This is a genomic window from Microbacterium sp. (assembly GCF_047971895.1).
Taxonomy (GTDB): domain Bacteria; phylum Actinomycetota; class Actinomycetes; order Actinomycetales; family Microbacteriaceae; genus Microbacterium.
This window is the reverse complement of sequence record NZ_JBKEAF010000034.1, coordinates 21,797-33,889: the sequence shown is the minus strand read 5'-3', so window position 1 is coordinate 33,889 and position 12,093 is coordinate 21,797. Positions and strand designations below refer to the sequence as shown.

The window sequence follows — 12,093 nt, the reverse complement described above, 5'->3', positions numbered from 1 at the left end:
TTGAACCGCTGCACCTTGACGACCACGTAGTCGAGGGTGGTCTCGAAGCTCGCCGGCGTCACCCGGGTGATGTCGTTCGGGATCTCGTCGAGCCGGTCCCCGAGGGCGAGCTTGGCGGCGATCTTCGCGATCTGGAAGCCCGTGGCCTTCTAGGCGAGGGCAGACGAGCGCGAGACTCGCGGGTTCATCTCGATCACGATGACCCGTCCGTTGGCCGGGTCGACGGCGAACTGGATGTTGCAGCCCCCCGTGTCGACACCGACCGCCCGGATGATGTCGATCGAGATGTCGCGCAGCTTCTGGTACTCACGGTCGGTGAGCGTCAGCGCGGGCGCCACCGTGATCGAGTCGCCGGTGTGCACGCCCACCGGATCGACGTTCTCGATGGAACAGACGACCACCGTGTTGTCGGCGGTGTCGCGCATGAGCTCGAGCTCGTACTCCTTCCAGCCGAGGATCGACTCCTCCAGCAGCACCTCGTTCGTGGGCGAGTCGTGCAGACCCGCGCCGGCGATGCGGCGCAGGTCGGCCTCGTCGTAGGCGAAGCCCGACCCGAGGCCGCCCATGGTGAAGCTCGGCCGCACCACGAGCGGATAGCCGAGCTCGTCGGCGCCGGCGAGCACCTCTTCCATGGTGTGGCAGATGCGCGACGCGGCGACGTCGGCGCCCGAGGCGAGCACGAGCTCTTTGAAGACCTGCCGGTCCTCGCCCTTGCGGATCGCCTCGACGTTGGCGCCGATGAGCTCGACGTCGTATTTCTCGAGGATCCCCTGCTCGTGTAGCGCCATGGCGGCGTTCAGCGCCGTCTGCCCGCCCAGCGTCGGCAGGATTGCGTCGGGCCTCTCCTTCGTGATGATCGTCTCGATCACGGCCGGGGTGATCGGCTCGATGTAGGTGGCGTCGGCGAAGTCGGGGTCGGTCATGATCGTCGCCGGGTTGGAGTTGACGAGGATCACGCGGACCCCCTCTTCACGCAGCACACGGCAGGCCTGCGTGCCCGAGTAGTCGAACTCGCACGCCTGCCCGATGACGATCGGGCCGGACCCGATGACGAGGACGGAATCGATGTCGTCACGCTTAGGCACGGTTCTCCTTCACCATCGCGGCAAACCGGTCGAAGAGGTAGTTGGCGTCGTGCGGGCCGGCGGCCGCCTCCGGGTGGTACTGCACCGAGAACGCCGGGATATCGAGGGCCCGCAGTCCTTCGACGACCTGGTCGTTCAGGCCCACATGAGAGACCTCGACCCGGCCGTAGCCGTGCGGGCTGTCGACGGTGCCCTCGATGGGTGCGTCGACGGCAAAGCCGTGGTTGTGGGCGGTGATCTCGACGCGGCCGGTGGCCTTGTCGAGCACCGGCTGGTTGATGCCGCGATGACCGAACGGCAGTTTGTAGGTTCCGAGGCCGAGTGCGCGGCCGAGCAGCTGGTTGCCGAAGCAGATGCCGAAGAACGGCAGGCCCTCGTCGAGCACCGTGCGCAGCAGGGTCACATGGTCATCGGATGCCGCGGGGTCCCCGGGGCCGTTCGAATAGAACACCGCGACCGGGTCGAGCGCACGGATGTCGTCGAACGTCGCCGACTGCGGCAGCACGTGGACGTCGAAACCGCGGGCGGCAAGGTTGTCGACGGTGGCCTGCTTGATGCCGAGGTCGAGTACGGCAAGGGTGCCGATCCGTTCGCCCGGGGAATCGGCGACGGCCTCGGTGAAGGCTGCGGCGGGCACCGAGACCTCGGCCGAGAGGTTGCGCCCCGCCATCGCCGGCGCGTCCTGCACGAGGCGCAGCTGTTCCTCGGGGTCGAGCTGGGCGGCCGGACCCGAGAACACTCCCCCGCGCATGCTCCCCTCGGCGCGGATGCGCCGGGTGACCGCGCGAGTGTCGACGCCGCTGATGCCGACGATGCCGTCGCGCACGAGGGCGTCGTCGAGCGATCCGTCGGCACGCCAGTTCGACACGACGCGGGACGGGTCGCGCACGATGTAGCCGGCCACCCAGATGCGGCGCGACTCGCTGTCTTCGCCGTTCATGCCGGTGTTGCCGATGTGCGGGGCGGTCTGCAGCACGATCTGGCCGGCGTACGACGGGTCGGTGAGGGTCTCCTGGTAGCCGGTCATCCCGGTCGCGAACACGACCTCGCCGAGGGTCGTGCCCACGGCGCCGTAGGCCCGGCCCGCATAGCGGGTGCCGTCTTCGAGCACGAGGACGGCCGGGTCTGCCGCAAAGCCTGTCGCGGTCCCTGAGCTTGTCGTGGGGGTCATGCGTCGCTTCCTGCCGGGATGAGGGGGTGGATGCCGTCGACCACCGTCTTGGCCGAGACATCCTGTGGTCGCAGATAGCTGTCGACGAGCTCGTCGTCGGACACGTGCCACACGATCCGTACGAGGCCGTCCCGCTCGACGACCCGGTCGATCGCGACGGTGGACTGATCCACCGCGACCAGGATCCCGGTCGCAAGGAACAGCGGCGGCGCACCGGCGAGCGCGAGCCCGAGCCCCTGATCGGTGACCGTCAGGTCGAGCCGGGAGCGGAAGCCGAGCCCGCGGATCGCGAGGCGTTCGAGCGGTTCTTCGTGCCGCGTCGTGGCGACGTACAGTCCCGAGAAGTGCGCGAGCACCGTGGCATCCGCCGGCACCTCGCCGCCCGGTGCCCGCAGGTCGGCGTCGCGGCGCGAGCGCCGCCACCAGGCGAACGCGAGCACGGCGATGATGAGCACCGCCACCCCGATCATGACGGCGAGAGCACCCTCGCGGCTCATGCTGCCACCTCCTGCACCTCTCCGCCGCGCACGGTCACGGTTCCGCGGTGCAGGGTCCAGCGGACGCTTCCGGGCAGGTCGCGCCCGAGGTAGGGCGAGTTGAGGCTGCGCCCGTGCAGGTCCGCGGTCGTGAAGGTCCCGCGCGCGGCAGGGTCGAACAAGGTGAGGGATGCCGGGGCCCCCGGCTCCAGCGGCGTGCCGTAGCCGGCCAGACGACCGATGTGCGCTGGAGTGTGCGACATGACGCGTGCGACATCCGCCCAGCCGAGCAGTCCCGTCTCGACCATCGCCAGTTGCACGACCCGCAGCGCCGACTCGAGTCCCACCATGCCGTTGGCGGCAGCCTGCCATTCGCAGGCCTTCGCCTCGGCGGGGTGCGGCGCATGGTCGGTGGCGACGATGTCGATCGTGCCGTCGGCGAGTCCCTCGCGCACCGCCTGCACGTCTTCGTCGCGGCGCAGCGGCGGGTTCACCTTGAAGCGGGGATCGTAGCCGCGGGCGAGGTCGTCGGTCAGCAGTAGGTGGTGCGGGGTGACCTCGGCAGTCACGTGTACGCCGCGCTTCTTGGCCCACCGCACGATGTCGACCGATCCGGCGGTGGACAGATGGCATACGTGCAGGCGCGAGCCGACATGTTCGGCCAGCAGCACGTCGCGGGCGATGATCGACTCCTCGGCGACGGCGGGCCAGCCGGCGAGCCCGAGCTCGGCCGAGACGGCACCCTCGTTCAGTTGGGCGCCCTCGGTCAGGCGCGGATCCTGCGCGTGCTGCGCGATGACCCCGTCGAACGCCTTCGCATACTCCAGTGCGCGGCGCATGATGAGCGGGTCCCACACGCAGAAGCCGTCGTCGCTGAACACCCGCACGCGGGCGCGGGAGTCGGCCATGGCGCCGAGCTCGGCCAGCCGCTCGCCCTGCTGGCCGACGGTGACGGCACCGATGGGCTGCACGTGCACGTAGCCGGCGGCCTCGCCGAGGGCGAGCTCCTGCTCGACGACGCCGGCGGTGTCGGCGACCGGCGACGTGTTGGGCATAGCGAAGACGGCCGCGTAGCCGCCGGCTGCGGCGGCGCGAGACCCCGTGAGCACGGTTTCCGAGGCTTCGTAGCCGGGCTCGCGCAGATGAGTGTGCAGATCGACGAGCCCGGGCAGGGCGACGAGCCCGTTGGCATCCACGTTCGTCGCACCCGCACGGCTGAGACCGGCACCCACCTCGGCGATGGTGTCGCCGACGACGAGGATGTCTGCGGCATCCCCGCCTTCGAGCCGTGCGCCCCGGATGACGAGGACCTCGTTCATGCCGCGTCCTCTCTGTCGTCGTTCTGCCGCTCCCCCGCCAGCAGCAGGTAGAGCACCGCCATACGGACCGAGACACCGTTGGTCACCTGGTCGAGCACGGTCGACCCGGGCGAGTCCGCTGCCTCGGCGGAGATCTCGAGTCCCCGGTTCATGGGCCCGGGGTGCATCACAATGCTATCCGCCCCGAGCGAGTCGAGTCGTCGCGGGTCGAGGCCCCACCGCCGGGAATACTCCCGTTCAGTGGGGAAATAGGCGGCGCTCATGCGTTCCAGCTGGATGCGCAGCACCATGAGCGCGTCGGGTGCCGCGGCGATCGCCGCATCCAGGTCGTACTCGATCCGCGCGGGCCAGGCCGACACGTCGTGCGGGATGAGCGTCGGCGGTGCGACGAGCGTGACCTCAGCGCCGAGCGTATGCAGCAGCCACACGTTCGAGCGGGCGACACGGGAGTGCAGGATGTCTCCGACGACTGTGACGTGCAGGCCCTCGAGGTCACGCCCCCGGCTGCTGTCGCCGAAGACCCGCTTGCGGATCGTGAACGCGTCGAGCAGTGCCTGAGTGGGATGCTCGTGCGTGCCGTCGCCGGCGTTGACGACGCCCGCGGTGATCCAGCCGCTGGTGGCGAGGGTGAGGGGCGCGCCGGAGGCGCTGTGACGGATGACCACAGCATCCGCCCCCATCGCCTGCAGCGTCTGCGCGGTGTCCTGCAGCGACTCGCCCTTGCTGACGCTCGAGCCCTTGGCAGCGAAGTTGATGACGTCGGCGGACAGGCGCTTGGCGGCGGCTTCGAACGAGATGCGCGTGCGCGTGGAGTCTTCGAAGAAGAGGTTCACGACGGTCTTGCCGCGCAGCGTGGGCAGCTTCTTGACCTCGCGCTGTTGCGTGTCGGCCATGTCCTCGGCGACGTCGAGGATCTGCAGGGCGTCGGGGCGGGAGAGCGTCTTGGTGTCGAGCAGGTGCCTCATGACTCGATCGTCACCTCTTCGAGTTCGTCGATCTCGGCCAGTCGCACGTTGACGCGTTCGTCCCGGGCGCTGGGCAGATTCTTGCCGACGAAGTCGGGGCGGATCGGCAGCTCGCGATGTCCGCGGTCGATGAGGGTCGCGAGCCGCACGACGGCGGGGCGCCCGATGTCCTGCAGGGCGTCGAGGGCGGCGCGGATGCTGCGGCCCGAGAACAGCACGTCGTCGACGAGTACCACGGTCCTGCCGTCGATGCCCCCGGGCGGGATATGCGTACGGCCGGGGGTGCGGGTCGGATTGCGGTGCAGGTCGTCGCGGTACATCGTCACATCGAGCGATCCGACCGGGACGGCCGTGGCCGCGATGTCGCCGATGAGACCGGCGATGCGGTTCGCGAGCGGCACGCCGCGGGTGGGGATGCCGAGCACGACGAGGTCGTCTGCGCCCCGATTCGATTCGAGGATCTCGTGCGAGATGCGCGTCAGCGCGCGCGCGATGTCGGCCGCATGCAGCACGGTGCGCGTGCTCATCCGCCGCTCCCTTCTCCGCCTCGCGGGACGGGGTTAAAGGTTGCTGTGGCTTTGCCGCAGCCACTCTATCGGATGCGCCGTCGGAACACGTCAGCCGGGTCGCACCGGGACGGCGCGCTCGCGGGCGACCCTTCGTCCGGGGCGTCTCGTTCTTCGACGCTGTCTATGGCTTCGCCGCGACCCTGCTCAGGGCGAACGCGATGCACCGGCGCCGTTGACCTCCGGCGCGAGGCAGGAGGTCATGCACGCCCCGATGCTCAGGCGACGTGCTCGGTCGCGGCGCGGTACAGGTCGTCCTCGACCTGCATGGCCCGGATGGGGTGGCCGTGCGAGGTCAGGCATTTGCCGGAGGCCAGGTCCCAGCTCCAGTCGTGCAGCGAGCAGGTGAGCACGCCGTCCTCGATCTTGCCGGTCTTGGTGAGATCGGCGCGCAGGTGGGGGCAGCGGCGCTGCACGGTCCAGTCTCCGAGCCGAGCGTCCTCGGTCTGGTCGGACTGCTCGGCGTACCAGTTCTCGACGTACTCGATGCGGTCGCGCGAGAGACACTTGAGGAACGTGGTCAGGAACTCATTGAACTTGCCGCTGCGCCCGACCTCGAACTGCATCGACAGGAAGATCGAGTTCGACCAGTCGATCTCGTGGTCGGCGATGTTCGTCGAGACGAGGTCGGCGGGGATCGTGTACCAGTAGACGCACTCCTCCCCGGCGTACTCGCGCACCTTCGCCTTCGGGAAATCGACCACCATGTCGAGCTCGCCGATGCGGAAGCGCACATTGCCGCCGACGCCGTCGCGGATCGTGCGCGCCCGGCGCAGCAACGGCTCCCACCACTCCTTGATCGCCGCGAGCATCTCGTCCGGCGGCAGCACGGGAGCCCGACGCTGCTCTTCGGCGCGCACTTCGTCCTGCCGTGTGTCGCGCTGCTGGGCGAGGTAGTCCCACTTCTCGTCGAAGATGCGCTCGATCTCTTCGCCCGTGTAGAGCGTCTGAGTGATCTCGATCGCGCCGTGATCGAGGTTCACCTGCGTGCCAGGCACGAACAGGTGGCCCTTCTGCTCGGGGCGTTGCTCGGCCATATGCGCGAGGAACTCGGCCTGGTCGGTGAAGATCGCGTCGTCCTCGAGTCCGTAGCCGTTGTACCGGAACAGCTCTTCGCGCAGGAACATCGGCGGCCCTGCCATCGGGAAGACGTGCGCCGCGTCGACCTTCTCGATGTAGTACATGGCGCGCTTGTTCTGCGCGTCGCGCTTGAGTCGCGCGAAGTTCTGCTTGGCCTCCTGCGGCAGGTCGTAGACCATCGGCCACCAGATCGCGCCAGACACCTGCGTGAAGTATGCGTCGGGCTTCGAGAAGCCCAGTAGCTTCTCGAGGTCGAGTGGGTGCGAGTCGTTCTGGTTGAGGATGCTGGCGGTGCCGTCGTCGACGCTCAGCGACGAGTCGCCGATGGGCCCGTCGCTGGGAGCCCGCAACGGGGTCACCATGAGCTTCAGCTCGCCGAACTCCAGCGGCACCCCGGCCTCGGTGTACACCATGTTCGTGTATCCGAGCGCGCGCAGATCGGTCTCCAGGTCGTCGGTGGGATACTCGGGCAGCAGCACCCGAATGCCTTTCGGCACATGCTGCTCGAGCAGCCGGGCGTCGAAGTGGTCGCGGTGGCGGTGCGAGATGTAGAGGAAGTCGGCCTTGCCGAACCGTTCCCACTCGAGGTGGCGGTTGTCCGGGAACGGGAACCATGAGCCGAAGAAGCTCGGGCCGACAACAGGATCGCAGAGGATGCTTCCGCCCGCCGTCTCGATGAACATCCCCGCGTGCCCTAGGCCTGTGATCCGCATGGATTCCTCCCGTTCCGATCAGTAATCGAGTCTACGTGGGAAGCGGCTCAGGCTTCGAAGAGTTCGCGGGTGACCCGTTCCCGCAGGGCGTCGAGCTTGCTCGATCCCAGGCCGCGTGCTTCACGGCATCCATCCTCGCAGCCGCCTCCGATGCTCTTAGGAGACGCGGGCGATGCCGGCGAGCACGCCGTGCACGAAGGTTCCCGAGCCGTCGGTGGAGAACTCCTTGGCGAGCTCGACCGCCTCGTCGATCGCGACGGCCGCGGGCACGTCGTCGTTGTACAGCAACTCCCACACGCCCATGCGCAGCAGCGCACGATCGACGGCGGGCATCCGTACCAGCGGCCAGTCCTTGGAGACGGTGGTGATCTGCTCGTCGATCTCGTCGCGATTGTCGATCACGCCGTCGACGATCTCGCGGGCGTACAGCCACGAGCCCTCGCGAGCCGGCTCGTTCGCCGCGCGCTTGGCCTCGGCGGCGAGCATCGCCGCGACCTCCTCGCCGCGCACATCGGCCTGGAAGAGGATGTCGAGGGCGCGTTTGCGCGCCTTGGAGCGGGCGCTCACGCCTTACTTCTCGCGGCCGAGGTACTCGCCCGTGCGCGTGTCGACCTTGACCTTCGTGCCCGTCTCGAGGAACAGCGGCACCTGGATCTCATAGCCGGTCTCGACGGTGGCGGCCTTGGTGCCCGCCGACGAACGGTCGCCCTGCAGCCCCGGCTCGGTGTAGGTGATCTCGAGCACGACCGAGGCCGGCAGGTCGAGGTAGAGCGGGTTGCCGTTGTTCAGCGCGATCGTGACCTGCTGGTTCTCGAGCATGAAGTTCGCCGCATCGCCGACGATCGATGCCGGCACCGACAGCTGCTCGTAGTCGGTCTGATCCATGAACACGAAGCTGTCGCCGTCGTTGTACAGGTAGGTGTAGTCGCGGCGGTCGACGTTCTCGATCTCGACCTTCGCGCCCGCGTTGTACGTGCGGTCGACGCTCTTGCCGGTCACCACGTTCTTGAGCTTCGTGCGCACGAAGGCGCCGCCCTTGCCGGGCTTGACGTGCTGGAACTCGACGACGCTCCAGAGCTGTCCGTCGATGTTGAGGACGACGCCGTTCTTGATGTCTGCGGTCGATGCCATGAGTGAGAGGATTCCCGTTCGTCGAAGGGCGGCGGCCGGGCGGCCGACACCCGATTCTACGGGATGCCTGTCGTCCGGCCGTCGCAAGAGCTTGGCCGTGACGTCTGCGCGCTCGGATTCAGTACGGCTTGGCGTCGTCCGTGCGGGGCTCTGGAATCAACGAGCTTGTCCCCGGCACCACGCCGAAGTCGGCGAGAAGGTGACCCAGCTCGGTGTTCGCCAGCTTGTTGATCAGGTGGCGCTGGATCGGAGTGCCTCGAGCACCGAACGACGGCGCGCCGTCTTGCAGATCGGTCGTCGCCTTCAACAGGTAACGGAGGTCATAGGTCGAATTGAACACCTCGGGAACCGCCCGCTCGACGTCTAGCAGCTCGTAGGTCGCGACCATGCCGGTGCGCACCGAGTACTCCGTCGTGAAGATCGTGTCGCGCGTCGTCTCGGCGAACTGGCCGACGAAGGCGAAGTTCTCGCTTCCGGCGGGCACCACCTGCGGCCGGTCGCCGGCCTGGCGCGGCATGAAGAACGACGTGACGTACGGCATCATGACGGGCACGGTCTTGACCGCGTTCGCCGCGAGCTCGGGAATCTCGTCGACAGGGACCCCCATGTGGTACAGCCATTCCTGCGTGATCTCCTCGCCCGTGCACTCCTGCATCGGCTTCTTCACGTATGAGCCGGGCACGTCGACGAACAGACCGTAGATCCACGCGACGATCTCGGTGGGCTTCTGCGCCTTGAAGTGCGGCTGTCGGTTCACGGTCCAGCTCATCAGCCATGGCGAGTCTCGCACCGTCACGATGCCACCGGTGACGACCTTTCCCGAGAACGGGTCGCGCTCGCAGATGGCCTCGATGTACTTCGGTACTCGCTCGTCGAGCGTGGTAGCCGTCGCGGACTCCCATTTCGTCTTCTCTATGTCGCCGCAGAAGACCTCGGGGCGACCGAACTCGGGCGACTTCGCTGCGATCGTCTTCCACAGGTCCCACGCGGGTGCGGGACCGGTCTTCAGCTGCGCCGCCTTGTGGTGGGAGCCGTCGTCGGAGTTCTCGGTCAACGAGCCGATCGTGATCAGCACGAGGTCGTCGACTGTCAGGTCGACCCCTCCTTCGACACCGTTGCTCACCCAGTCGATGCGCGTGGCACGTTTGCGGTCGGGTGTGATGTCGAACTGCACGTCGGTCACGGTTGTGGAGAACTGGAATGTCACGCCCTGGTCGAGCAGCCACGTGTAGATCGGCAGCACGAAGGACTCGTACTGGTTGTACTTCGTGAACTTCAATGCCGACATGTCGGGGAACTCCCCGAGAAGGTGCGAGAAGCGGTGGAAGTACAGCTTCATCTCCAGCGCGGAGTGCCACTCCTCGAACGCGAACATCGTTCGCCAGTACAGCCAGAAGTTGCTGTCCAGGAACTCGCGCGAGAACACCTCGTCGATGCGCTTGTTCTCCATCTGCGCGCGAGTGGACATAAAGAGGTGCACCACCTCCTTCTGCGCCTTCTTGCTGAGGTTGAACTTGAAGTCGGTGCCCGCGTCCTTGCCCTGCTTCTCGGTCACGCGTCGCTTGGAGTAGTTCGGGTCGTCGTTGTTGAGCCACACGAACTCGTCGAGCATGCTCGCCCCCTCGATCTCGAGCGAGGGAACGGTGCGCACCGCATCCCACAGGCACTCCATGTGCTCCTCGAGTTCGCGGCCGCCCCGGATCACGAAGCCCTTCTCCGGGTATTTGATGCCGTCGAGCGCTCCACCGGGCAGATCCAGCTCTTCGAGGAAGGTGATGCGGTCGCCCGCGATCTGACCGTCCCGGATCATGAAGATCGCAGCGGTGAGGTTCGCCAGACCCGCTCCGACGAGCCACACTCGCTTGTCGTCAGCCCCGGCGGGCTTCCGTGGGCGGGCGAATGCCTGATAGTTTCCGCTTCCGTAGTGCATGGCCCCTCCTCGATAGATGTGCCCGACTACGATCCTATCGGCTGCGGTCGACGGGACCGGGATGTGCGACAAGAATTCACTATGGCTCCCACCCTGGATCTCACCTGGCAGCTGACCCCGAGACTACCTCGATCAGTCGCGCGGTGGCGGTTGCATAGCCCGGTACGCCCTCCCCGGTGACGTGCACCACGGCGATGTCGGCGACGTACGAGTGGTGACGGAACTCCTCGCGCTGCGTGACGTTCGAGATGTGCACCTCGGCGACGGGCAGCGCGACCGCGGCCAGTGCGTCCCGCAGCACGATCGATGTGTGCGTGAGACCGCCCGGGTTGATGATGATCCCGGCACAGTCCTCGCGGGCCTGGTGGATGGCATCCAGGAGCACGCCCTCGTGGTTGCTCTGCACCGCACCGACCTCGAAGCCGCGCCGGCCGGCAGTGTCGGCGACGAGCCGTTCGACGTCGGCGAGCGTCTCGTGCCCGTAGACCTCGGGCTCACGGATTCCCAGGAGATTGAGATTGGGCCCATTGACGAGAAGGAGTCGGCGTGGCATGTTCACGGCACCAACCTAGCCCGCGACCTCTTGATACGCCGCGAACATCAGCGACTCGTCGGGTGCCTGGAGCACCGTCGGCCGGGCGATCTCGTCGAGCACGATGAAGCGCAGCATCCCACCCCTGCTCTTCTTATCGCGCTGCATCGTCGCCAGCAGCTGCGACCACGCCCCCGGCCGGTAGGTGAGCGGCAGGCCGAGGGAGGTGAGGATGTCGCGGTGTCGTCGCACCGCGTCGTCCGACAGGCGGCCGGCGAGCCGCGACAGCTCGGCGGCGTACATCATGCCGATCGAGATCGCCGCGCCGTGCCGCCACTGATAGCGCTCCGCATGCTCGATCGCGTGGCCGAGGGTGTGCCCGTAGTTGAGGATCTCGCGCAGGCCGGCCTCGCGGAAGTCTTCGCTGACCACGCGCGCCTTCATGTCGATGGCGAGCTCCACCGTGCGCCGGAACGCCGCCGAGTGCGGGTCCACGGCCTCGTCGGCATCTGCTTCGATGAGATCGAGGATCTCGGGCGCCCAGATGAAGCCCGCCTTGACGACCTCGGCGTAGCCGGCGACCCGCTCGTTCCGGCTGAGGGTGTCGAGCAGTTCGAGATCGCACAGCACGGCGCGCGGTGCCCAGAACGCCCCGACGAGATTCTTGCCTTCCGCGGTGTTGATGCCGGTCTTGCCGCCGACGGCCGCATCGACCATGCCGAGCACCGTCGTCGGTACCTGCACGACCGCCACGCCGCGCAGCCACGTGGCGGCGACGAACCCGGCCAGGTCGGTCACCGCTCCCCCGCCGAAGCCGACGACCGCATCGGTGCGCGTGAAGTCGGCCTGACCCATGATCTGCCAGCAGAACGCCGCAACCTCGACGCGTTTGCCCGCCTCGGCGTCAGGCACCTCGGCCAGGAGCACGTCGGCCCCCTCGCCCAGCGCATCCAGCAGGGTGGGACGCAGCTGCTCGGCCCGTTCCCGCAGCGTCGGCGGGTGCACCACGAGCACCTTGCGAGCGCTCTCCGGGAGCAGCTGAGCTAGTTCGGAAAGGATGCCGCGGCCCACCAGGATCTCGTAGGGCGCGGTTCCGGTCACCGAGATGGTCGTCGTGGCGCTCAT

10 protein-coding genes and 2 pseudogenes are annotated in these 12,093 nt (G+C 67.7%); all 12 read right to left on the bottom strand.

The genetic code is table 11. The features are described from left to right. Window positions 1-1,085: pseudogene (gene carB, locus ACK5IN_RS03545) on the bottom strand (carbamoyl-phosphate synthase large subunit); the annotation flags it as partial. Next, window positions 1,078-2,256, bottom strand: a complete 1,179-nt coding sequence (gene carA, locus ACK5IN_RS03540) for a glutamine-hydrolyzing carbamoyl-phosphate synthase small subunit (RefSeq protein WP_416894838.1) — start codon at window positions 2,254-2,256, stop codon at window positions 1,078-1,080. The gene carA and the pseudogene carB, both read right to left, overlap by 8 nt. Continuing rightward, complete coding sequence (locus ACK5IN_RS03535; protein ID WP_416894837.1) at window positions 2,253-2,753, bottom strand: hypothetical protein; 501 nt, start codon at window positions 2,751-2,753, stop codon at window positions 2,253-2,255. Before ACK5IN_RS03535 ends, carA begins: the two co-directional genes overlap by 4 nt. Further along, window positions 2,750-4,051, bottom strand: coding sequence for a dihydroorotase (locus tag ACK5IN_RS03530; RefSeq protein ID WP_416894836.1), 1,302 nt, complete (start codon window positions 4,049-4,051; stop codon window positions 2,750-2,752). Before ACK5IN_RS03530 ends, ACK5IN_RS03535 begins: the two co-directional genes overlap by 4 nt. Next, window positions 4,048-5,016: an aspartate carbamoyltransferase catalytic subunit gene (locus tag ACK5IN_RS03525; protein WP_416894835.1), complete on the bottom strand. Its 969-nt coding sequence runs from the start codon at window positions 5,014-5,016 to the stop codon at window positions 4,048-4,050. The genes ACK5IN_RS03530 and ACK5IN_RS03525 overlap by 4 nt, the downstream gene beginning before the upstream one ends. Further along, window positions 5,013-5,546: pseudogene (gene pyrR / locus ACK5IN_RS03520) on the bottom strand (bifunctional pyr operon transcriptional regulator/uracil phosphoribosyltransferase PyrR); the annotation flags it as partial. The pseudogene pyrR and the gene ACK5IN_RS03525, both read right to left, overlap by 4 nt. A gap of 254 nt (window positions 5,547-5,800) precedes the next feature. Then, window positions 5,801-7,375 carry a Rieske 2Fe-2S domain-containing protein gene (locus tag ACK5IN_RS03515; RefSeq protein ID WP_416894834.1) on the bottom strand — a complete coding sequence of 525 codons (1,575 nt, stop codon included), beginning with the start codon at window positions 7,373-7,375 and terminating at the stop codon, window positions 5,801-5,803. A gap of 156 nt (window positions 7,376-7,531) precedes the next feature. Next, complete coding sequence (nusB, locus tag ACK5IN_RS03510; RefSeq protein WP_416894833.1) at window positions 7,532-7,942, bottom strand: transcription antitermination factor NusB; 411 nt, start codon at window positions 7,940-7,942, stop codon at window positions 7,532-7,534. 3 nt (window positions 7,943-7,945) lie between these two features. Continuing rightward, window positions 7,946-8,506 carry an elongation factor P gene (gene efp / locus ACK5IN_RS03505; RefSeq protein WP_416894832.1) on the bottom strand — a complete coding sequence of 187 codons (561 nt, stop codon included), beginning with the start codon at window positions 8,504-8,506 and terminating at the stop codon, window positions 7,946-7,948. Window positions 8,507-8,624: 118 nt separating this feature from the next. Next, complete coding sequence (locus ACK5IN_RS03500; protein WP_416894831.1) at window positions 8,625-10,436, bottom strand: oleate hydratase; 1,812 nt, start codon at window positions 10,434-10,436, stop codon at window positions 8,625-8,627. Window positions 10,437-10,536: 100 nt separating this feature from the next. Continuing rightward, the gene (gene aroQ / locus ACK5IN_RS03495) at window positions 10,537-10,995 is read right to left on the bottom strand and encodes a type II 3-dehydroquinate dehydratase (protein ID WP_416894830.1); all 459 of its coding nucleotides are present in this window, start codon (window positions 10,993-10,995) and stop codon (window positions 10,537-10,539) included. Window positions 10,996-11,004: 9 nt separating this feature from the next. Then, complete coding sequence (gene aroB / locus ACK5IN_RS03490; protein WP_416894829.1) at window positions 11,005-12,093, bottom strand: 3-dehydroquinate synthase; 1,089 nt, start codon at window positions 12,091-12,093, stop codon at window positions 11,005-11,007.